The following is a 22,399-nucleotide window of genomic DNA, read 5'->3' as shown; positions in this document are numbered from 1 at the left end:
AGCCCGGTGATTGACATCAGCTTCCCGGAAATCGAGAAATTTGACCGTCTGCCAGAACCGCGTGCAGAAGGCCCGACGGCCTTTGTCTCCATTATGGAAGGCTGTAACAAATACTGTACTTTCTGCGTGGTGCCTTACACCCGCGGTGAGGAAGTGAGCCGTCCATGTGACGATATTCTGTTGGAAATCGCGCAACTGGCTGCGCAGGGCGTGCGAGAAGTTAACTTACTGGGCCAGAACGTCAATGCCTATCGCGGCACGACCTTTGATGACCAGCTCTGCAGCTTCGCGGAACTGTTGCGTCTGGTGGCGGCCATTGATGGCATCGACCGCATCCGCTTTACCACCAGCCATCCGATTGAATTCACTGATGACATTATTGATGTCTACCGTGACACGCCAGAGCTGGCGAGCTTCCTGCACTTGCCCGTTCAGAGCGGTGCCGATCGTATCCTGACGCTGATGAAGCGTGCGCACACCGCGCTGGAATATAAAGCCATCGTCCGCAAACTGCAGAAAGCACGTCCTGATATTCAGATGAGTTCAGATTTCATCATTGGTTTCCCTGGCGAAACGCAGCAGGATTTTGAGCAGACCATGAAACTGGTGGGCGACGTGAATTTCGATGTCAGCTTCAGCTTTATCTACTCGGCACGTCCGGGTACGCCAGCCGCTGACTTGCCTGACGATGTGTCGGAAGAAGAGAAAAAGCAGCGCCTGTATATTCTGCAGGATCGCCTCAATCAGCAGGCGATGGCGTGGAGCCGCCGCATGCTCGGCACCACACAGCGTGTGCTGGTAGAAGGCATCTCACGTAAAAATGTCATGGAACTGACCGGACGCACCGACAACAACCGCGTGGTGAACTTCGAAGCGCCTGTTGAGATGATCGGTAAGTTTGTTGACGTGGAAATTGTCGATGTCCATGCCAACTCGCTGCGTGGCAAACTGATCCGCACTGAAGATGAAATGGCATTGCGTGTCAGCCTCAGCCCCGATGCGGTGATAGCCCGCACGCGCCGTGAAAATGACATCGGTGTCGGTCTTTACCAGCCTTGATACTCCAACTTTGCGCGGCAGTGCACAAGGTGCTGCCGCCTGTTTCATCCCGTGCCCCTTGCATTCCACCTGCAACGCCCAAATATCGCTTCTGTAACTTGCAGCCGGGCCTTGCCCCATAAATAATTCCGTATAGATGCTCAATCTGTGATGGAGCATTGGATACACCTTCTTCAACTGGCCCTGAGTGACCCAAAGGATTCATTTGAATATCGAAACTCGTGAAATCGCCCTTGAACCGGCTGATAACCGCCGACTGATGAGCCTGTGCGGTCCGTTTGATGACAATGTGAAGCAGCTGGAAAAACGCCTCGGTGTCGAGATCAACCGCCGGGACAACCATTTCAAACTGGTGGGCCGATCGCTCAGCGTTGACGCAGCCATCAACATTCTGCGTGACCTGTACGTGAGTACTGCGCCAGTGCGTGGCCAAATCCCGGATATTGAACCGGACCAGGTGCATCTGGCGATCAAAGAGAGCCGTGTACTGGAGCAAACCGCCGAAAGCGTGCCGGAGTTTGGTAAGGCGATTCACATCAAAACCAAGCGCGGTGTGATTAAACCTCGTACGCCCAATCAGGCGCAGTATGTGGCTAATATCCTCGACCATGACATCACCTTCGGTGTGGGTCCAGCTGGTACCGGTAAAACCTATCTGGCGGTGGCCGCTGCCGTTGATGCCCTGGAACGTCAGGAAATCCGCCGTATTTTGCTGACGCGCCCTGCGGTAGAGGCCGGTGAAAAACTGGGCTTCCTGCCGGGTGACCTGAGCCAGAAAGTCGATCCTTACCTGCGTCCGCTCTACGATGCTTTGTTTGAAATGCTCGGCTTTGAGCGCGTGGAAAAGCTGATGGAGCGCAATGTGATTGAAGTGGCTCCGCTGGCTTACATGCGTGGACGTACACTCAACGACGCCTTTGTGATTCTCGATGAGAGTCAGAACACCACCATCGAGCAGATGAAGATGTTTCTGACCCGTATCGGCTTCAACTCCAAAGCGGTGATCACCGGTGACGTGACGCAGATTGACCTGCCGCGCAGCACTAAATCCGGCCTGCGCCATGCCATTGAGGTTTTGGCGGAAGTCGATGAAATCAGTTTTAACTTTTTCCACAGCGAAGACGTGGTGCGTCATCCGGTTGTCGCACGCATCGTGAATGCTTATGAAGCGTGGGAAGAAGCCGATCAGAAGCGCCGTGACAAACTGGCAGAAGAGCGCAAGCGTGAGACGCTGGCGTCTCAACTTGCCGCCCCATCCAGCCCGCAGGAGCCTTCATGAGCGCGGTGATTTTAGATTTACAGTTGGCCTGTGCCGATGAAAAAGGCCTGCCTGCCGAACCTGCTTTCCAGCGCTGGCTCGAAGCCGCCGTGACGCCTTTCCAGCCGGAAAGTGAAGTCACCATCCGTCTGGTGGATGAAGCGGAGAGTCATGAGCTTAATCTGACTTATCGCGGTAAGGATAAGCCGACCAACGTGCTCTCTTTCCCGTTTGAAGCGCCACCAGGGATTGAGCTACCCCTGCTGGGCGATCTGATTATTTGTCGTCAGGTTGTTGAGCAAGAAGCGGAAGAACAAGGCAAAACCGTTGAAGCCCACTGGGCGCATATGGTAGTCCACGGCACGCTACACCTGCTGGGTTATGACCATATTGAAGATGAAGAAGCCGAAGAAATGGAGGCGCTGGAGACCGAGATAATGCTTGCTCTTGGTTATCCTGACCCGTACATTTCGGAGAAAGAAGACGCCTGATCCCCTTAGGTTCAGGTTATTGCGCTGCTGGCGCGGATGCCAGCAGTTCCTTTCCCTCACCAGAGAGAACGAAATAAAAACGCCATGAGCGACGACCATTCTCAAAACAGCGACGCACCCAGTAGTAAAAAGGGATTTTTCTCCCTGTTAATTAACCAACTTTTTCACGGTGAACCCAAAAACCGTGATGAGCTACTGGGACTGATCCGCGATTCTGAGCAAAAAGAGCTGATCGACCAGGACACCCGCGACATGCTCGAAGGGGTGCTGGATATTGCCGAGCAGCGCGTGCGTGACATCATGATCCCGCGCTCCCAGATGATCACCCTTAAACGCAACCAAAGTCTTGAAGAGTGCCTTGCGGTCATTATTGATTCCGCCCACTCGCGCTTCCCGGTGATCAGCGAAGATAAAGACCACGTCGAAGGCATTTTGATGGCCAAAGACCTGCTGCCGTTTATGAGCAGCGCGTCTGAACCTTTCAGCATTGAGAAAGTGCTGCGCACCGCCGTTGTCGTGCCTGAAAGTAAGCGTGTTGACCGCATGCTGAAAGAGTTCCGTTCCCAGCGCTATCATATGGCGATTGTCATTGACGAATTCGGTGGCGTTTCCGGGCTAGTCACGATTGAAGATATCCTCGAATTGATTGTCGGTGAAATTGAAGATGAATATGACGATGAAGAAGATCGTGATATCCGTCAGTTAAACCGCCATACCTATACCGTACGTGCGCTTGCGCCTATCGAGGATTTTAACGAGGTATTTGGTACCAGCTTCAGTGATGATGAAGTGGATACCATTGGCGGTCTGGTGATGCAGGGATTCGGCCACCTTCCCGCGCGCGGTGAGAGCATCGACATTGATGGTTACCAATTCAAAGTCGCGATGGCCGACAGCCGCCGTATCATCCAGGTGCATGTGAAAATTCCGGAAGACTCTCCACAACCGCAACTGGAAGACGAATAATTTTATGGCTTTAGCCTCTCTCTACTCGCAGCAGCGGGTTCGCCTGCTGCTGGCTTTGATTGCGGGTGCCGTTGGCACCCTTTCCTTTTCTCCCTATGATTTTTGGCCTGCCGCATTAGTTTCCCTGGCGGGACTGCAACTGTTGCTACTGGATCGCCGCAGCCCTCAAGCCGCCGCGATTGGCTTCGTCTGGGGCTTTGGGCTGTTCGGCAGTGGCATTAACTGGGTTTACGTCAGCATCGCCACCTTTGGTGGTATGCCTGGCCCGGTTAACGTCTTCCTGGTGATATTGCTGGCCGCTTACCTGGCGATTTATCCGATGCTGTTTGCGGCGGTGCTTAATCGCCTGTGGCCACTTGCGACCTTGTGGCGTCTGGTGCTGGCGGCACCGGCATTGTGGCAAATCAGCGAATTTCTGCGTGGCTGGATCCTGACCGGATTCCCGTGGCTGCAGTTCGGCTACAGCCAGATCGACGGTCCGCTCAAAGGCCTTGCGCCGCTGGCGGGCGTTGAAACCATCACTTTCCTGTTAATGGTGATCGCCGGTCTGCTGGTGCATGCGCTTTATCATCGTACGGTGAAGAGCCTGGTGGCGGCCGCGGTATTGCTGCTGCTGCCATGGCCACTGCGCATGTTGCAGTGGTATCAGCCGCTGCCGGAACGCAGCGTAGACGTGGCGATGGTGCAAGGCAACATTCCCCAGTCGATGAAGTGGGACCCACAGCAGTTGCTGAATACGTTGCGTGTGTACACCTCTTACAGCCAGCCTTATATGGGCAAAGCGCCCATCATTATCTGGCCGGAATCGGCGATTACCGACCTTGAAAGCAATCAGCAGCCGTTCCTCAAAGCGCTGGATGCCGAACTGCGCGAGCGCGGCAGCTCGCTAATTACCGGGATTGTCGATTCACGCGTTGAAGGGGATAACCGCTACCACGATTACAACTCCGTGATTGTGCTGGGCGGCGAGCAGCCTTACAGCTATCAAAGCCATAACCGATATCAGAAAAACCATCTGGTGCCGTTCGGGGAGTTTGTGCCGCTGGAAGATCTGCTGCGTCCGCTGGCCCCGTTCTTCGATCTGCCAATGTCGTCGTTCAGCCGTGGTGCCTATGTACAGCCGCAGTTGAAGGTGGCGGGTTATGATCTTACCAGCGCCATCTGCTACGAGATTGTGTTGGGCGAGCAGGTACGAGCCAACTTCCGGCCTGATACCAACTTCCTGCTGACCGTCTCTAACGATGCCTGGTTTGGTCACTCCATCGGCCCGTGGCAGCATTTCCAGATGGCGCGTATGCGTGCACTGGAACTGGGCCGTCCGCTGTTGCGATCCACTAACAACGGTGTGACTGCCGTTGTGAATGCGAACGGTGACGTTGAGAAAGAGATTCCGCAATTTACCCGTGACGTACTGGAAGCTAAGGTGACACCCACCATCGGTGAAACTCCGTACGCCAAAGCAGGCATCTGGCCGGTGTGGATTCTGACGTTAATCGGCATCGTCCTGGCGATTATTCGTCGTCGCCACTGACACTCCGATCACATTCTGACAGGCGAAGTGCTCACTTCGCCTTTTTTTTGCGCTGTTTTCCGCTCCCATCGGCTACGCTTTACCAGATTCTCTGCTGGCTTTTTCACGCATTTCACCGTGCTGGCACGATCATTGCTATTTATTTCAGTGATTTTCTCAACATCAGCGTTTTGTCAGCGTAATGCCATGTTCACGCACTATTATTTGGCACTGACACGCACCGAAACGGCGCAATGGCTTTTTATTGCCTCTTAATGGTGCGGAGCGGCTCGCAAAAAACAAACTTTTTTGTTTCATTGCGTTAACAATTCGCTATGTTAATCACTATCCTGCGCGCAGTTGCGCTAAGGGATAACTAAAAAAGCAGCACGAAATACACACAACATCACAATCTGCGCAGTTTATGTTCTGCGCAACATCCATTCAAAGGAGTAGGAACATGCAGACACGCAAAGTGGCATTATCTCTTCTGCTGTTGGGAGCAGCAGCGGGAGCGGCCCAGGCGGAAGATCTCACCGGCACCCTGAAAAAAATCAATGATAGCGGCGTGATCGTCGTTGGGCATCGTGAGTCATCAGTTCCCTTTTCTTACTACGACAACCAGCAAAAAGTGGTTGGCTATTCACAAGACTACTCAAACGCCATCGTAGCGGCGATCAAAGCCAAGCTGAACAAGCCTGATCTGCAAGTAAAAATGCTGCCGATCACCTCTCAGAACCGTATTCCACTGCTGCAAAACGGCACTTACGATTTTGAATGTGGTTCTACCACCAACAACCTGGAACGTCAGCAGCAAGCCGCGTTCTCCGATACCGTCTTCATCATCGGTACGCGTCTGCTGGTGAAAAAGGGTGGCGACATCAAAGATTTCGCTGACCTGAAAGGCAAAACCGTTGTCGTGACCTCTGGTACCACTTCTGAAGTTCTGCTGCACAAGCTGAACGATGAGAAGAAAATGGACATGCGCATCATCAGCGCCAAAGACCATGGCGATTCTTTCCGTACGCTGGAAACCGGTCGTGCCGTGGCCTTTATGATGGATGATGCTCTGCTGGCAGGTGAACGTGCTAAAGCGAAGAAACCAGACGACTGGCAGATCACTGGCACACCTCAGTCAAAAGAAGCTTACGGCTGTATGCTGCGTAAAGAAGACCCGCAGTTCAAACAGCTGATGGATGACACCATTGCCAAAGCGCAGACCTCGGGTGAAGCCGCTAAGTGGTTCGATACCTGGTTCAAACAGCCAATCCCACCGAAGAATCTAAACATGAACTTCGAGCTGTCTTCTGACATGCAGGCGCTGTTCAAAGCACCAAACGATAAAGCACTCTGAATTAACAATGAAAACAAGGGCAGTCAGGCTGCCCTCTCGATTGCTGAACACGCGGTGCGGACAGACAGACTGCAACAGGTCGTTCCCCTGAAGCAGGACGCAAGACACCGCTCAACAATCTTATGGGTAGCCTCGCTACCCTTTTTTTACCGGAGCTCGTTATGGGTATCGATTGGAACTGGGGCATCTTTTTACAACAGGCCCCGTTCGGCAATACGACTTACCTCGGCTGGCTGTGGTCCGGATTTCAGGTTACCGTTGCGGTTTCCTGCTGCGCCTGGATTATCGCCTTCCTGGTAGGTTCCTTCTTCGGCATTCTGCGTACCGTGCCCAATCGACTGCTGTCGACCATTGGCACCTGCTACGTGGAACTGTTTCGTAATATCCCACTGATCGTCCAGTTCTTCTTCTGGTATCTGGTGGCGCCAGAACTGGTGGGCGAAAAACTGGGGATGTGGTTTAAAGCAGAACTGGACCCCAATATTCAGTTCTTCGTTTCCTCAACCATTTGCCTCGGCTTGTTCACTGCTGCGCGCGTTTGTGAACAGGTACGTGCCGCGATTCAATCATTGCCACGCGGTCAGAAAAACGCAGGGTTGGCGATGGGGCTGACGCTGCCACAAACTTATCGCTACGTGCTACTGCCTAATGCCTATCGCGTGATTGTGCCGCCGATGACCTCGGAAATGCTGAACCTGGTGAAAAACTCTGCCATCGCTTCGACCATTGGTCTGGTGGATATGGCGGCGCAGGCCGGTAAGTTGCTCGACTACTCGGCGCACGCCTATGAATCTTTCACCGCCATTACCCTGGCTTACGTGGGTATTAACCTGGTGATCATGCTGATTATGAGTTTGGTAGAACGTAAAATTCGCCTGCCCGGCAATCTGGGAGGCAAATAATGTACGAGTTTGACTGGAGTTCGATTCCTCCCAGCCTGCCCTATTTGTGGAATGGCTTGATCATCACCTTCAAGATTACCGCCGTCGCCGTGGTGTTCGGCATTATCTGGGGCACGATTCTGGCCGTGATGCGTCTGTCGCCGTTCGCGCCGATTCGCTGGTTCGCTAAGTTGTACGTCAACCTGTTCCGCTCCGTCCCGCTGGTGATGGTGCTGCTGTGGTTCTATCTGGTGGTGCCTGCATTACTGCAACAGGTATTGGGACTTTCCCCCAAAACTGACATTCGCCTGATTTCCGCCATGATTGCTTTTGCACTGTTTGAAGCGGCCTACTATTCGGAAATCATCCGAGCGGGTATCCAGAGCATCTCACGCGGACAGTCGAATGCTGCGCTCGCGTTGGGTATGACGCACTGGCAATCAATGAAATTGATCATCCTGCCGCAGGCGTTCCGCGCCATGGTGCCACTGCTGCTGACGCAGGGCATTGTGCTGTTCCAGGATACCTCGCTGGTGTATGTGTTAAGCCTGGCTGACTTCTTCCGTACCGCCTCGACGATTGGCGAGCGTGACGGTACCCAGGTTGAAATGGTTCTGTTTGCCGGTCTGGTCTATTTTGTGATCAGCCTGAGCGCTTCGCTGTTGGTTAGCTATCTGAAAAGAAAGAGGACGGTTTAAATGATTAGCCTGAAAAATGTTTCTAAGTGGTATGGTCACTTTCAGGTGCTGACCGACTGCTCCACCGAAGTAAAAAAAGGTGAAGTGGTGGTGGTCTGTGGACCGTCCGGCTCAGGTAAGTCAACCTTGATTAAAACGGTGAACGGTCTGGAGCCGGTGCAGGAAGGCAGCATTCAGGTTAACGGTACCGAAGTGAACAACAAGAAAACCAACCTGGCACAACTGCGCAGCAAAGTCGGTATGGTGTTCCAGCACTTCGAACTGTTCCCGCACCTCAGCATTGTCGATAACCTGGTGCTGGCGCAGGTCAAGGTGTTAAAGCGTGATAAAGCCGCTGCGCGTGAGAAAGGTCTCAAGCTGCTGACGCGTGTTGGTCTGGCTGCGCATGCGGAGAAGTTCCCTGGACAACTCTCGGGCGGCCAGCAACAGCGTGTGGCGATTGCCCGCGCGCTCTGTATGGACCCCATCGCGATGCTGTTTGACGAACCGACCTCTGCGCTCGATCCAGAGATGATCAACGAAGTGCTGGACGTGATGGTTGAGCTGGCGAACGAAGGCATGACCATGATGGTGGTGACGCACGAGATGGGCTTTGCGCGCAAAGTGGCCAATCGCGTGATCTTTATGGATGAAGGGAAAATTGTCGAAGACACTAACAAAGATGACTTCTTTAATAACCCGCAGTCCGACCGCGCAAAAGACTTCCTCGCGAAGATCCTGCATTAATTAGCGCTCTCAATTGCGCCGCTGTATGGATGGGGTTTCCCCATTAATCACGCAGCGGCGCGATTTTCCGCAAATCAAGGCTCAAAAGGCTGACGCTGGAAATGATCGTGCCCACACTCCGGGCAGCGCGTTAAGCTCTCCGGTGTATAGATCGCCCGGGTAAAACCGCACTTCTCACACACCAGGTTACCCAACCCCACCACTTCACCGCTTTGATAAACACCGTGATGTCGTAGATCCTGAAACACCTCGCGCCACTCTAACTGGCTTTTGTCCGTGATATCCGCCAGTTCTTTCCATACGCTCTCGCGAATGACGCGCAAGAATACGGAGTCACCGAGCACATCTGAAGATTCCTGATAACTGAGCGCGAACTCATGTAAATCACGCCTGACCGCCCGCATCACCTCATTCACTTCAGAAGAGGTCAGCGTCTTTTTCGCTAATAACTCCTGCCGAGCCTCAGCGACCAGGGCATCAACATCACGCTCGCCCTGTTCCAGCCGCTGGGTTAATGCCGCTATCGTTGCACGATACTCCTGCGCCACGTTATTCATTTTGTTCTCCTTTCCGCGGGAATAGCTGATAGTAAGTTTAGCTGTTCTGTCATATTTGCCGTGACGAAAGCGGAGTAAATCGCAAAAGGGTGAAAGCGGCGGCGCATTGAGTAGAAATCCGCTCAGCCGGGGCGTGAAATGTTGTTGAGGAAGAGCCTTATGGGTATGCTATGCGGATCTAAATGTATGCGAACCCGTCATACTTCAAGTCGCAGGTGCGTTGGCTGCACGTGTTCACGCCGTCGCTTACTTCGTTAAGCGCGAGCGTATTCACACCTTTGCCGCCTGCCTGTGACGTGAACTATTCAGGGTTAACGATTTTCATAAAGGACCACAGGCAGCCATGCAAGAGCAATACCGCCCGGAAGAGATAGAATCCCGCGTCCAACAGCACTGGGACGAAAACGAAACCTTTAAAGTGACCGAGCAGGAAGGCAAAGAGAAATACTACTGCCTTTCTATGCTGCCCTATCCTTCTGGCCGCCTACACATGGGCCACGTGCGTAACTACACCATCGGCGATGTGATTGCGCGCTATCAGCGCATGCTGGGTAAAAATGTCCTGCAGCCGATTGGCTGGGATGCGTTTGGACTGCCAGCCGAAGGCGCTGCGGTAAAAAACAACACCGCGCCCGCACCATGGACTTATGACAACATCGAATATATGAAGAACCAGCTCAAACTGCTGGGCTTTGGCTATGACTGGAGCCGCGAATTGGCGACCTGCCAGCCAGAGTACTATCGCTGGGAACAGTGGTTCTTCACCAAGCTGTATGAAAAAGGCATGGTCTATAAAAAGACCTCAGCGGTGAACTGGTGCCCGCATGACCAAACCGTACTGGCTAACGAACAAGTTATCGACGGCTGCTGCTGGCGCTGTGACACCAAAGTAGAGCGCAAAGAGATTCCTCAGTGGTTCGTGAAAATCACCGCTTACGCGGAAGAACTGCTCAACGATCTGGATAAGCTGGAAGACTGGCCTGAAACGGTCAAGACCATGCAGCGTAACTGGATTGGCCGTTCTGAGGGCGTGGAAATCACCTTCGATGTGGCGTACAGCGAAGAGAAATTAACGGTTTACACCACACGTCCGGACACCTTCCTCGGTGCCACCTACGTTGCTGTGGCAGCTGGCCACCCACTGGCGCGCCAGGCTGCGGCCAGCAACCCTGCGCTGTCTGACTTCATCGCAGAATGCAGCACCACCAAAGTGGCTGAAGCAGATATGGCGACGATGGAGAAGAAAGGCATGGCCACCGGCCTGTTTGCTATCCATCCGCTGACGGGCGAAGAGATCCCAGTCTGGGTCGCTAACTTTGTCCTGATGGAATACGGCACCGGCGCAGTGATGGCTGTTCCAGGCCATGACCAGCGTGACTGGGAGTTCGCGACTAAGTACAACCTGAACATCAAACCAGTAATCCTGAATCTGGATGGTTCAACGCCTGATCTGAGCGAAGCGGCGATGACCGATAAAGGCGCGCTGTTCAACTCGGGTGAGTTCAACGGTCTGGATCATCAGGCGGGCTTCAACGCCATTGCTGATGCATTGGCGGCGAAAGGCGTCGGCGTGCGTAAAGTCAACTATCGTCTGCGCGACTGGGGTGTGTCCCGTCAGCGTTATTGGGGCGCGCCAATTCCAATGGTGACACTGGAAGACGGCACCGTGATGCCAACGCCAGAAGATCAGCTGCCAGTGATTCTGCCAGAAGATGTGGTGATGGACGGTATCACCAGCCCGATCAAAGCCGATCCTGAGTGGGCGAAAACCACGGTTAACGGCCAGCCAGCGCTGCGCGAAACCGATACCTTTGACACCTTTATGGAATCGTCCTGGTATTACGCACGTTACACCTGTGCCAATTACAACGAAGGCATGCTGGATCCTGCCGCTGCGAACTACTGGCTGCCGGTAGATCAGTATGTCGGTGGTATCGAACACGCCATCATGCACCTGATGTATTTCCGCTTCTACCACAAGCTGCTGCGTGACGCCGGCCTGGTGAACTCTGATGAGCCAGCCAAACGTCTGCTGTGTCAAGGTATGGTTCTGGCCGATGCGTTCTATTACACCGGCACGAACGGCGAGCGTAACTGGGTTTCTCCGGTTGATGTTAGCGTTGAGCGCGATGAAAAAGGTCGTATTGTTAAGGCTGTCGACAACGCAGGCCGCGAAGTGGTTTATGCCGGCATGAGCAAGATGTCCAAGTCGAAAAACAACGGCATCGATCCACAGCTGATGGTTGAACGTTACGGTGCCGATACCGTGCGTCTGTTCATGATGTTTGCTTCACCAGCAGAAATGACGCTGGAATGGCAGGAATCGGGTGTAGAAGGTGCGAACCGCTTCCTGAAGCGCGTGTGGAAACTGGCCTACGAACACGTAGCGAAAGGTGCCACCGTGGCGCTGGACCTCAATGCACTGAACGACGATCAGAAAGCGCTGCGTCGCGATCTGCACAAAACCATCGCCAAGGTGGCCGATGACGTGGGTCGTCGCCAGACATTCAACACCGCTATCGCTGCCATCATGGAGTTGATGAACAAGCTGACTCGTGCCCCGCAGGAGAGCGATCAAGATCGCGCACTGATGCAGGAAGCGCTGGTGGCGGTCGTTCGTCTGCTCTATCCGTTCACGCCGCACGCCAGCTATGTTCTGTGGCAGGCGCTGGGCGGAGAAGGTAGTGTCGATGAAGCCAGCTGGCCGGTTGCGGATGAATCCGCGATGGTGGAAGATTCACTGCTGGTCGTTGTACAGGTGAATGGCAAAGTGCGCGGCAAGATTACCGTTGCGCCGGATGCTACGCAGGAGCAGGTTCAGGCGCGTGCTGCGCAGGAGCACATTGTGGCGAAATATCTGGAAGGCGTCACACTTCGTAAAGTGATTTATGTCCCTGGCAAACTGCTTAACCTGGTCGTAGGTTAAGTTCAGGAGGAACTGTGCGACAACTGATTATCAGGCTGTTTGTCCTGCTCGCGGTGATGATCACCGCAGGCTGTGGTTTTCACCCGCGCGGCACCACCATGGTGCCAACCGAGATGAAAACGCTAATCGTCCAGAGCGGCGACCCATATGGTCCACTGGCGCGCACCGTGCGCCAGCAGCTACGTATCAATGATGTCACCATCGTCGATGACAGCAAAACGGCCAGTGCCAAATACCCTACTCTGCGCTTAGGCGCAGAAAGGCAGGGACGTGATACTGCATCGGTGTTTATCAGCGGTACCACTGCTGAGTATTCACTGGTGATGACAGTGACCGCGCAGGTTCTGATTCCGGGCAAAGGCATCTATCCGATCAGCACCACCGTGTACCGTTCTTTCTTCGACAACCCGAATGCCGCACTGGCGAAGGATGCCGAGCAAGATATGATTGTGCAGGAGATGCGCCAGCGTGCCTCCGAGCAATTGGTGCGTAAACTGTTAACGGTTCATGCCGCGCAGGAAAGCAACAAAGACACGTTGCCAAAGCCGGAGATCATCGCACCGGGTGAGAATTCACCAGAAGTGCCCTCTTCGTCAGCAACCAGTCTGCAATGATCAGGATTTATCCTGAACAACTGAGCGCGCAGCTTCGTGAGGGGCTGCGCGCCTGTTATTTTCTGACCGGCAATGAACCGTTGCTGATTCAGGAAAGTGCCGATGCCATTCGCGCGGCCTCATCTTCTCAAGGCTTTGAAGAACACTTCAGTGTCACTCTTGATGCGCAAACCGACTGGGATGCGATCTTTGCCAGCTGTCAGGCACTCAGCCTGTTCACTCAACGCCAGACCTTAACGCTGCAACTGCCAGAAAACGGTGCCAATGCAGCGATGGCCGAGCAACTGGTTAAACTCGCCAGCCTGCTACACAGCGATATCCTGCTGGTGCTGCGCATGGCAAAACTGACCAAAGCGCAGGAAAACAGCGCCTGGTTTAAAGCGCTCAGCGCTCATGCCGTGCTGGTTCCCTGCCATACGCCCGAACAAGCGCAGTTGCCGCGCTGGGTCGCGAGCCGTGCCAAAGCCATGAAGTTGAGTGTTGATGACGCGGCGATTCAACTGCTGTGCTACTGCTACGAAGGTAATCTGCTGGCGCTGGCGCAGGCGCTGGAACGTCTGTCACTGCTGTGGCCGGATGGCAAACTCACTCTGCCCCGCGTGGAAGACGCGGTAAATGACGCTGCGCATTTTACCCCTTTCCACTGGGTGGATGCCCTGCTGGCGGGCAAAAGTAAGCGCGCCCTGCATATCCTGCATCAGCTGGAAAAAGAGGATGCTGAAGGGGTGATTTTACTGCGTTCTCTGCAACGTGATTTACTGACGCTGCTGCATTTGCAGCGCAATCAGGGTAAACAGGGCTTGCGTGCGCTAATGGATCAACAGCGCATCTGGCAAAACCGTCGCGCACTGTTTACCGATGCGCTGCAACGCCTTGATGCACGTCGTCTGCAACGCGCCGTTCATCTGCTCGCCGAACTGGAGCTGACCATGAAGCAGGATTATGGTCAAAATCTTTGGCCGCAGCTGGAGACCTTGTCGCTGCTGCTGTGTCACCGCGATTTTCCCCTGAGCTTCACTGATGTCTAAACTCTACGCGCTGTTCGGCGGCACCTTCGACCCTATCCACTTTGGCCATCTGCGCCCGGTGGAAGCGCTGGCGCAACAGGTGGGGTTGAAAAAGGTCACGCTGCTGCCGAATAACGTGCCACCGCATCGCCCACAGCCCGAAGCCAGTGCCCGGCAACGCGTGGAAATGCTGCGCTGTGCCATTGCGACCCGCCCCCTGTTTGATATTGATACGCGAGAGTTGGAGCGGGATACGCCGTCATGGACGGTGGCAACCCTTGAAGCACTCCGTGCGGAACGCGGTGCAGAACAGCCCCTCGGGTTTATCATCGGACAAGATTCTCTGCTAACGTTAGCCAAATGGCATCGCTGGCAGGATCTCCTCTCTTTGTGCCATCTGTTGGTGTGCCAGCGACCGGGCTATGCAACGCAGATGGAAACGCCTGAGATGCAGCAGTGGCTGGATGCGCATCGTGCACAGCACGCAGAACAGTTGCATCAAGCACCGGCAGGCCATATCTGGCTGGCTGATACGCCGCTGTTTGACATCTCCGCCACGGAAATACGCCAGCGTCGTCACCTGGGGCAATCCTGCACCGATCTGCTGCCCGATGCGGTTATCGACTACATCGATCGCGCTGGCTTATATCGCGGTTGATCGTTGCGTGCTATACTGCGCCGCTTCATTTTAGGCTATGTTTTCCGGGCATTCAGCCTTCTCGTAATCACCTGTTTTTAAGGGGAACCTTTTGCAAGGTAAAGCACTCCAAGATTTCGTTATTGATAAGATTGACGATATTAAAGGGCAGGACATCATTGCTGTTGATGTTCAGGGCAAATCGAGCATCACCGATTGCATGATCATCTGCACCGGCACGTCGACGCGTCATGTGGTTTCGATCGCCGATCACGTGATTCAGGAATCCCGTGCTGCGGGTTTAAAACCGCTGGGCGTCGATGGTAAGGCTGCCGCTGATTGGGTCGTCGTTGATCTTGGCGAAGTGATCGTACACGTGATGCAGGAAGAGAGCCGCCAGCTGTATGAGCTGGAAAAGCTCTGGAGCTAAGCCTTGAAACTGCAGCTTGTGGCCGTCGGCACCAAAATGCCTGACTGGGTTCAGACCGGTTTCATGGAGTATCTGCGCCGCTTCCCCAAGGATATGCCGTTTGAACTGACCGAAGTGCCTGCGGGTAAACGCGGCAAGAATGCGGACATCAAGCGCATCCTGGAAAAAGAGGGTGATGCGATGTTAGCGGCCGTCGGCAAAGGCAACCGCATCGTCACGCTGGATATTCCAGGGCAGCCGTGGGAAACCCCACAGCTGGCGCAACAGCTTGAGCGCTGGAAACAAGATGGCCGCGATGTCAGCTTGTTGATTGGCGGCCCGGAAGGACTGGCGCCGGCCTGTAAAGCCGCTGCCGAGCAGAGCTGGTCGCTGTCCACGTTGACGTTGCCACATCCGCTGGTGCGTGTGCTGGTCGCTGAAAGCCTGTATCGTGCCTGGAGCATCACCACGAATCATCCTTATCACCGTGAATAAACGCCTGACAACCTCCAGACAATAAACGCAGCGGATGAAATTACAGAGCAACGCCTTTCGCGATTACACTGCCGAACAGAAACTCTTTGTCCGCCGGGCTTTGGTGGCTTTTGTTGGCATTTTCCTGCTCTCCAGCGTGCTGGTGGTCAACCTCTATCATCTGCAAATTTTGCGTTTTGACGATTACAGCACCCGTTCCAATGAGAACCGCATCAAGCTGGTGCCCGTTGCGCCCAGCCGCGGCATCATCTTTGATCGCAACGGCGTCCCGCTGGCGCTGAACCGCACCATTTACCAGGCTGAACTGGTACCCGAAAAAGTCGATGACCTGAAGCAGACGCTGCAGGATCTGCGCCCGGTGCTGGATCTGACGGACGACGATCTCGACGCCTTTGAAAAAGAGCGTAAGCGCTCACGTCGTTTCACCTCCATTCCGGTAAAAACCGCACTCAACGAAGTGCAGGTGGCGCGCTTTGCCGTCAATCAGTACCGCTTCCCCGGCGTGGAAGTGAAGGGTTACCAACGCCGCTATTATCCTTACGGTCAGACGCTGACCCATGTGGTGGGCTACGTCTCTAAAATTAACGATCGCGACGTTAAGCGCCTCGATGATGAAGGTAAATGGCCTAACTATGCGGCAACGCATGATATCGGCAAGTTGGGCATCGAGAACTATTACGAAGATGTGCTGCATGGCAAAACCGGCTACGAAGAGGTTGAAGTGAACAACCGCGGCCGGGTCATTCGCCAGTTGCACGAGCAATCCCCGCAGGCCGGCCGCGATATCTATCTGACCGTTGACCTGAAACTGCAGCAGTACATCGAAACCCTGTTGACCGGCAGCCGTGCCGCCGTGGTGGTCAGCGATCCACGCACCGGTGAAATTCTGGCGCTGGTGTCCACACCGAGCTACGACCCTAATCTGTTTGTCGATGGCATCTCCAGCAAGGATTACAAAGCCCTGCTGAGCGATGAGAACCGTCCGCTGTATAACCGCGCGTTACAGGCATCCTACCCGCCAGCTTCAACGGTGAAACCTTATGTTGCCGTCTCTGCGCTGAGTGCAGGCGTGATTAACCGCAACACCAGCCTGTTTGACCCCGGCTGGTGGCAGTTGCCCGGTTCGGAAAAACGCTATCGCGACTGGAAAAAATGGGGACACGGCCGTCTTAACGTCACCAAGTCGCTGGAAGAATCTGCCGATACCTTCTTCTATCAGGTCGCCTACGACATGGGCATTGATCGCCTGTCAGAGTGGATGACCAAATTTGGCTATGGCCATCGCACCGGTATTGATTTGCCGCAGGAAAGTCCCGGCAACATGCCAACGCGTGAGTGGAAGCTGAAGCGCTTTAAGAAGCCGTGGTATCAGGGTGACACCATTCCGGTGGGCATTGGTCAGGGTTACTGGACTGCAACGCCGGTGCAGATGAACAAAGCCATGATGATTCTGATCAATGACGGCATTATCAAAGTGCCGCATTTGCTGCGCGCCACCCGTGAAGGTCAGGCCATGGTGCCGTATCGCCAGCCGCCGGATGCGCCGATTGGCGACATCCACTCGGGATATTGGGAAATCGCCAAAGATGGCATGTACGGCGTGGCCAACCGCGCGAACGGGACGGCGCACAAAAGTTTTGCCGATGCGCCTTACAAAATCGCCGCGAAATCCGGTACTGCGCAGGTATTCGGTCTGAAAGAGAACGAGACCTATAACGCGCACAAAATTGCTGAACGCCTGCGTGACCATAAACTGATGACGGCTTTCGCGCCTTACGACAAACCGCGCGTTGCCGTAACCATGATTCTGGAGAACGGCGGTGCCGGCCCGGCAGTGGGTACGGTGATGCGTCAGATTCTCGACCACATAATGCTAGGCGACAACAATACCGTGCTGCCTGAAGCCGCACCGACGCCGCCTGGCTACGAAGGTGAATAAAGATGTCCATGAACGATAGCCCGCAGAAAAGATCGATCTGGACGCGTATCCATATCGATCCCCTGTTTATGCTGATCATCCTTGCGCTACTGGCTTACAGCGCCATCGTCATCTGGAGCGCCAGCGGTCAGGATCCCGGCATGATGGAGCGTAAACTCGGTCAGATTGCCATGGGTATCATTATCATGCTGGTGATGGCGCAAGTGCCGCCGCGCGTGTATGAAAGTTGGGCGCCCTATCTCTATATTGTCTGCGTGATATTACTGGTGGCGGTGGATGCCTTTGGCCATATCAGTAAAGGGGCTCAGCGCTGGCTCGATCTTGGCTTTGTGCGTTTCCAGCCCTCGGAAATCGCCAAAATAGCGGTGCCGCTGATGGTGGCGCGCTTTATTAACCGCGATGTCTGCCCACCGACGCTGAAAAATACCGGCATTGCGCTGGTGTTGATCTTCATGCCGACGCTGTTAGTGGCGGCACAGCCTGACCTCGGCACCTCGATTCTGATCGCCGCGTCCGGCCTGTTTGTGCTGTTCCTGTCGGGCATGAGCTGGAAGCTGATTGCCCTGGCGGTGCTGCTGGTGGCGGCCTTTATTCCGGTACTGTGGTTCTTCCTGATGCATGACTATCAGCGCGACCGTGTGATGATGCTGCTCGATCCAGAGAGTGACCCGCTCGGTGCCGGTTATCACATTATTCAGTCCAAGATTGCGATTGGATCCGGTGGTTTACGTGGCAAAGGCTGGCTGCATGGCACCCAATCACAGCTGGAGTTTTTGCCTGAACGTCACACCGACTTTATCTTTGCGGTACTGGCAGAGGAACTCGGCCTGGTCGGCGTATTAGTGTTACTGGTACTGTATCTGCTGCTGATTTTGCGCGGCCTGATTATTGCGGCGCGCGCGCAAACCACCTTTGGTCGCGTGATGGCCGGTGGTTTGATGTTGATTTTATTCGTCTATGTTTTCGTTAACATTGGTATGGTAAGTGGTATCTTACCCGTGGTCGGTGTTCCGCTGCCGCTGGTGAGCTACGGCGGGTCGGCGTTGATTGTATTAATGGCCGGATTTGGCATCGTGATGTCGATCCATACTCATCGAAAAATGTTATCTAAAAGCGTTTAAGAGGCTGCACATGCGTAAGGATTGGCTTGGGGTTGCACTGGCATCATTGGTACTGGCTGCCTGTTCCGCACCGGAACAGCAGAATAATACTGCGCCACCGCAGCCGGCCTATAATGGCCCGGTGGTGGAAATCCCAGGCGTTGAACCGCGCTATGAACCGATCAATCCTTCTACCAGCCAGGATTACAGCGTTAATGGTAAAAATTATCGCGTAATCAAGGATCCTTCGAACTTCAGCGAAGTTGGGTTGGCCACCTGGTACGGTGCAGAAGCACAAGGTAATCGCACAGCGATCGGCGAAGCTTACGATCCAGACGCCTTAACTGCGGCACACCCTACTCTGCCACTGCCAAGCTATGTGCGCGTCACTAACCTCGCCAATGGTCGCCAGATCGTGGTGCGTGTTAATGACCGTGGCCCGTATACCCCCGGCCGCATCATTGACCTGTCTCGCGCGGCAGGCGACCGTTTGAATATCTCGAATAATTCCCGTGTTCGCGTGGATTACATCAAAGTCGCACCGGATGGTTCTGTTTCCGGCCCCGGCACCATTGGCACCACAGTGGCGAAGCAGAGCTACGCCCTGCCCGCGCGCCCGGATCTTAACGGCGGCATGGTGATGATGGGTGGCAGCGCCAATACCACGCCTGCACCTGCGCCACAGGATGTTCGCGCAGTCGATAACAGCACCCTGCAGAGTAACGGTGGACTCGGTGCCCCGGTGCAGAGCAGCGGTTTCCTCGGCGCGCCTCAGCCTTTAGCAAACGGTGTACTGGAAGGCAGTGAACCGGCCGCCACGCCTGTGCAGGCAACATCCGCTGCGCCTGTCGCGGCATCGGTTTCTGCTCCAGCCAGCGCTGCACCTCAGAGTACGCATACCGCCGGTGGTTATGTCGTTCAGGTCGGTGCGGTCAATGATGCGGCGCGCGCCCGTCAACTGGCGACCAGCCTGGGTAAACGTTTTGGCGTCCCCGGCAATGTGGAAGCCAATGGCAACGTTTATCGTATTCAACTCGGCGGCTACAGCAGCCGGGCGGAAGCCGCTGCGTTACAACAGCGCCTGACCACTGAAGCACAAATGAGCTCATTTATTACAACTGCCCGTCCGTAATGTTACGGGCAGTTACCTTTACTGCTGAAACTGATTTGCAAAGCAAGATGTCGCTCGATCGGGCGTTTGCTATAGTAAGGCACTTTTTTCACTCTTAGCCCACGGATGTTGTAGTCCTTAACATGAATACGCTGAAACCCTCTCGTTTTCTGAAACGCCTGACAGTGGGATCACTGGTCGCCCTTTCTCTCAGCCATGCCGCCTTTGCGGACGATGTTAACCTTAAGACGATGATCCCGGGCGTCCCGGAAATCGATGCTGAAGCTTATGTGCTGATCGATGCCAACTCAGGTAAAGTCCTGGCCGAAAAGAACGCCGATGCGCGTCGCGATCCCGCCAGTCTGACCAAAATGATGACCAGCTATGTGATTGGTCAGGCGGTCAAAGCAGGCAAAATCCATAACGATGATATCGTCACCGTCGGTAAAGACGCATGGGCCACCGGTAACCCGGTGTTCAAAGGCTCGTCACTGATGTTCCTAAAGCCAGGCGATCGCGTACCGGTTTCTCAACTGACGCGCGGTATCGTGTTGCAGTCAGGGAATGATGCCTGTGTGGCGATGGCCGATTACGTTGCCGGCAGCCAGGATGCGTTTGTTAGCCTGATGAACAATTATGTTGGCGCGTTAGGTCTGAAAAACACCCACTTCCAGACCGTGCACGGCCTGGATGCTGAAGGCCAGTACAGCTCGGCGCGTGATATGGCGCTGATCGGCCAGGCATTGATTCGTGATGTGCCGGACGAATACTCGGTCTACCGTGAAAAAGAGTTCACCTTCAACAATATCAAACAGATGAACCGCAATGGTTTACTGTGGGATACCAGCCTGAACGTTGACGGCATCAAAACCGGTCACACTGATGCGGCAGGTTACAACCTGGTGGCTTCTGCCACTGAAGGCCAGATGCGTCTGATCTCTGCCGTCATGGGCGGTCACACTTATAAAGGTCGCGAAACCGAAAGTAAAAAGCTGCTGACCTGGGGCTTCCGTTTCTTTGAGACCGTCGCACCTCTGAAAGCAGGCAAAGAGTTCGCCTCTGAGCCGGTTTGGTTTGGTAACAGCGATCGTGTCCAGTTAGGCGTTGAAAAAGATGCCTACCTGACCATTCCACGCGGCCGTATGAAAGACCTGAAAGCCAGCTATGTACTGACCAATACCGAACTGCATGCACCGCTGCAGAAAAACCAGGTGGTGGGTAGCATCAACTTCCAGCTGGATGGCAAAACCATTGAACAGCGTCCGCTGGTGGTGCTGAACGAAGTGCAGGAAGGCGGCTTCTTCAGCCGTATCATTGATTACATCAAACTGATGTTCCATCACTGGTTTGGCTAAGACGCTTGAAAAATCGTCTGTCTGATACCATATAATTAGAAACCCCCGTTTCAAACGTATAGGGGAGGCTGGAAAGCCTCCCTTATCGATTTTTATGCATCACCTGTTGTAGGGGCGGCCTTCGGGCTTCTCTTCTCAATTTTAAGCACCGGAGCCAACATGACAACCAAACTGAATGAACTGCCCGAATTCCCTACCCCCTTCATCTATAAAGTAATGGGTCTGGCGCAACCGGAGCTGGTTGATCAAGTGGTTGAAGTGGTGCAGCGCCACGCCCCCGGCGACTATACCCCGGCAGTGAAACCGAGCAGCAAAGGTAACTACCATTCGGTTTCCATCACCATCACCGCAACGCATATCGAACAGGTAGAAACCCTGTACGAAGAACTGGGTAACATTGATATCGTGCGCATGGTCCTGTAATACCCGCGCTGGCAAAGGCGGCTTTGCCAGCGTTATACTCAGCCCTTCACTCTCTACCGGATCTCCGCTTTGTCAGCTAACACGCTTCTTGTTCGTCAACTGGGCCAGCGCGACTGGCAACCTATCTCCGATGCGATGCATCAGTTTACCGATCAACGTGACAGCAGCACTGCCGATGAAATCTGGCTGGTGGAACATCATCCGGTGTTTACCCAGGGCCAGGCAGGCAAAGCCGAACATCTGCTGATGCCGGGCGATATTCCGGTTGTGCAGAGCGATCGTGGCGGCCAGGTGACGTATCACGGGCCTGGGCAACAGGTGATGTACGTGTTGATTGATATTAAACGTCACAAAATCGGTGTCAGAGAGCTGGTCACTGCGCTGGAGGAAACCGTGATCGCCACCCTGGCGGATTATGGTATCGCTGCGCGCGCACGTGCCGACGCACCCGGCGTTTATATCGGCGATGACAAAGTGTGCTCATTAGGCCTTCGCATTCGCAAAGGGTGCTCCTTTCACGGCCTGGCATTAAATGTGGCGATGGATCTGGCACCTTTCCTGCGCATCAATCCCTGCGGTTATGCCGGCATGCGCATGACGCAGTTAAGTGAAAAGCAGCCTGGGGTCACAACCGCCGACGTACAACCCCGTTTGATAAAACATTTCGCTCGCTTAATGGGTTTCACCCAGCTTGAATGGCAAAATGATGCCAGGGTCTGACCTTGACTGTCTGTGCTCATTTACAAAATTGTAACTTTAGCACTCGCATATCGGCTGCTTATGCGCAGACGAAATGATATAATTTTTGCCATATTTTCAAATAAAGTTGAAAGCCTGGTTCTCAGTTTGAGTGAGGAAGCTTTCAAATCGCAATCCCGACCGG

The 22,399-nt window shown here is 54.3% G+C and carries 22 protein-coding genes; 21 read left to right on the top strand and 1 reads right to left on the bottom strand.

Annotated features, from left to right (window positions below):
- From miaB to RT340_RS05120, 9 genes are all read left to right on the top strand, one after another.
- The coding region (gene miaB / locus RT340_RS05160) for a tRNA (N6-isopentenyl adenosine(37)-C2)-methylthiotransferase MiaB (RefSeq protein WP_313374561.1) at nt 1-1,059 on the top strand (1,059 nt) is incomplete at its 5' end.
- A gap of 205 nt (nt 1,060-1,264) precedes the next feature.
- Nucleotides 1,265-2,338, top strand: a complete 1,074-nt coding sequence (locus tag RT340_RS05155; protein ID WP_058960793.1) for a PhoH family protein — start codon at nt 1,265-1,267, stop codon at nt 2,336-2,338.
- Nucleotides 2,335-2,808 (top strand): rRNA maturation RNase YbeY, encoded by a 474-nt coding sequence (gene ybeY / locus RT340_RS05150; RefSeq protein WP_313374558.1) that lies wholly within the window; start codon nt 2,335-2,337, stop codon nt 2,806-2,808. Before RT340_RS05155 ends, ybeY begins: the two co-directional genes overlap by 4 nt.
- An 84-nt stretch (nt 2,809-2,892) precedes the next feature.
- Nucleotides 2,893-3,774 carry a CNNM family magnesium/cobalt transport protein CorC gene (corC, locus tag RT340_RS05145; RefSeq protein WP_034829075.1) on the top strand — a complete coding sequence of 294 codons (882 nt, stop codon included), beginning with the start codon at nt 2,893-2,895 and terminating at the stop codon, nt 3,772-3,774.
- A gap of 4 nt (nt 3,775-3,778) precedes the next feature.
- The gene (gene lnt, locus RT340_RS05140; RefSeq protein ID WP_313374555.1) at nt 3,779-5,305 is read left to right on the top strand and encodes an apolipoprotein N-acyltransferase; all 1,527 of its coding nucleotides are present in this window, start codon (nt 3,779-3,781) and stop codon (nt 5,303-5,305) included.
- Nucleotides 5,306-5,744: 439 nt separating this feature from the next.
- Nucleotides 5,745-6,638 carry a glutamate/aspartate ABC transporter substrate-binding protein gene (locus tag RT340_RS05135; RefSeq protein ID WP_039330499.1) on the top strand — a complete coding sequence of 298 codons (894 nt, stop codon included), beginning with the start codon at nt 5,745-5,747 and terminating at the stop codon, nt 6,636-6,638.
- Between the two features lie 161 nt (nt 6,639-6,799).
- Nucleotides 6,800-7,540, top strand: a complete 741-nt coding sequence (locus tag RT340_RS05130; protein WP_034829069.1) for an amino acid ABC transporter permease — start codon at nt 6,800-6,802, stop codon at nt 7,538-7,540.
- Nucleotides 7,540-8,217: a glutamate/aspartate ABC transporter permease GltK gene (gltK, locus tag RT340_RS05125; protein WP_058960797.1), complete on the top strand. Its 678-nt coding sequence runs from the start codon at nt 7,540-7,542 to the stop codon at nt 8,215-8,217. The genes RT340_RS05130 and gltK overlap by 1 nt, the downstream gene beginning before the upstream one ends.
- A complete protein-coding gene (locus RT340_RS05120; RefSeq protein WP_034829065.1) occupies nt 8,218-8,943 on the top strand; it encodes an amino acid ABC transporter ATP-binding protein in 726 nt (241 codons plus the stop codon).
- Between the two features lie 74 nt (nt 8,944-9,017).
- On the opposite strand, the gene RT340_RS05115 is transcribed toward RT340_RS05120, so the two are convergent.
- Nucleotides 9,018-9,500, bottom strand: coding sequence for a zinc ribbon-containing protein (locus RT340_RS05115; RefSeq protein WP_058960798.1), 483 nt, complete (start codon nt 9,498-9,500; stop codon nt 9,018-9,020).
- Between the two features lie 343 nt (nt 9,501-9,843).
- On the opposite strand from RT340_RS05115, the gene leuS reads away from it, so the two are divergent.
- The 12 genes from leuS (at nt 9,844) to lipB (ending at nt 22,236) form a co-directional block, all read left to right on the top strand.
- Nucleotides 9,844-12,426, top strand: coding sequence for a leucine--tRNA ligase (gene leuS, locus RT340_RS05110; protein ID WP_160832612.1), 2,583 nt, complete (start codon nt 9,844-9,846; stop codon nt 12,424-12,426).
- A 14-nt stretch (nt 12,427-12,440) separates the two neighbouring features.
- Nucleotides 12,441-13,040, top strand: coding sequence for an LPS assembly lipoprotein LptE (gene lptE, locus RT340_RS05105; RefSeq protein WP_313374549.1), 600 nt, complete (start codon nt 12,441-12,443; stop codon nt 13,038-13,040).
- A complete protein-coding gene (gene holA / locus RT340_RS05100) occupies nt 13,037-14,068 on the top strand; it encodes a DNA polymerase III subunit delta (protein WP_313374547.1) in 1,032 nt (343 codons plus the stop codon). The genes lptE and holA overlap by 4 nt, the downstream gene beginning before the upstream one ends.
- Nucleotides 14,061-14,705: a nicotinate-nucleotide adenylyltransferase gene (nadD, locus tag RT340_RS05095; RefSeq protein ID WP_097117437.1), complete on the top strand. Its 645-nt coding sequence runs from the start codon at nt 14,061-14,063 to the stop codon at nt 14,703-14,705. Before holA ends, nadD begins: the two co-directional genes overlap by 8 nt.
- 91 nt (nt 14,706-14,796) lie before the next feature.
- A complete protein-coding gene (gene rsfS / locus RT340_RS05090; protein ID WP_034829055.1) occupies nt 14,797-15,114 on the top strand; it encodes a ribosome silencing factor in 318 nt (105 codons plus the stop codon).
- Nucleotides 15,115-15,117: 3 nt separating this feature from the next.
- Entirely contained in the window at nt 15,118-15,588 is a 471-nt protein-coding gene (gene rlmH, locus RT340_RS05085; protein ID WP_313374544.1) for a 23S rRNA (pseudouridine(1915)-N(3))-methyltransferase RlmH, read from the top strand.
- Between the two features lie 34 nt (nt 15,589-15,622).
- Entirely contained in the window at nt 15,623-17,527 is a 1,905-nt protein-coding gene (mrdA, locus tag RT340_RS05080) for a peptidoglycan DD-transpeptidase MrdA (RefSeq protein WP_034829051.1), read from the top strand.
- Nucleotides 17,528-17,535: 8 nt separating this feature from the next.
- Nucleotides 17,536-18,648, top strand: coding sequence for a peptidoglycan glycosyltransferase MrdB (mrdB, locus tag RT340_RS05075; RefSeq protein ID WP_097117589.1), 1,113 nt, complete (start codon nt 17,536-17,538; stop codon nt 18,646-18,648).
- A gap of 10 nt (nt 18,649-18,658) precedes the next feature.
- Nucleotides 18,659-19,759 (top strand): endolytic peptidoglycan transglycosylase RlpA, encoded by a 1,101-nt coding sequence (gene rlpA, locus RT340_RS05070; protein ID WP_097117438.1) that lies wholly within the window; start codon nt 18,659-18,661, stop codon nt 19,757-19,759.
- Nucleotides 19,760-19,881: 122 nt separating this feature from the next.
- On the top strand, nt 19,882-21,093 hold the full coding sequence (dacA, locus tag RT340_RS05065) for a D-alanyl-D-alanine carboxypeptidase DacA (protein ID WP_034829047.1): 1,212 nt from the start codon (nt 19,882-19,884) through the stop codon (nt 21,091-21,093).
- 159 nt (nt 21,094-21,252) lie between these two features.
- On the top strand, nt 21,253-21,516 hold the full coding sequence (gene ybeD / locus RT340_RS05060) for a DUF493 family protein YbeD (RefSeq protein WP_313374540.1): 264 nt from the start codon (nt 21,253-21,255) through the stop codon (nt 21,514-21,516).
- Between the two features lie 69 nt (nt 21,517-21,585).
- Nucleotides 21,586-22,236, top strand: coding sequence for a lipoyl(octanoyl) transferase LipB (gene lipB / locus RT340_RS05055; protein ID WP_313374538.1), 651 nt, complete (start codon nt 21,586-21,588; stop codon nt 22,234-22,236).
- The last annotated feature ends 163 nt before the right edge of the window (nt 22,237-22,399 follow it).

This window comes from Pantoea sp. CTOTU50773 (assembly GCF_032082325.1).
GTDB classification, from domain to species: Bacteria; Pseudomonadota; Gammaproteobacteria; order Enterobacterales; family Enterobacteriaceae; genus Pantoea; species Pantoea communis.
Note: the sequence above shows the minus strand (reverse complement) of the source record. Positions and strands in the feature narration are given on the sequence as shown.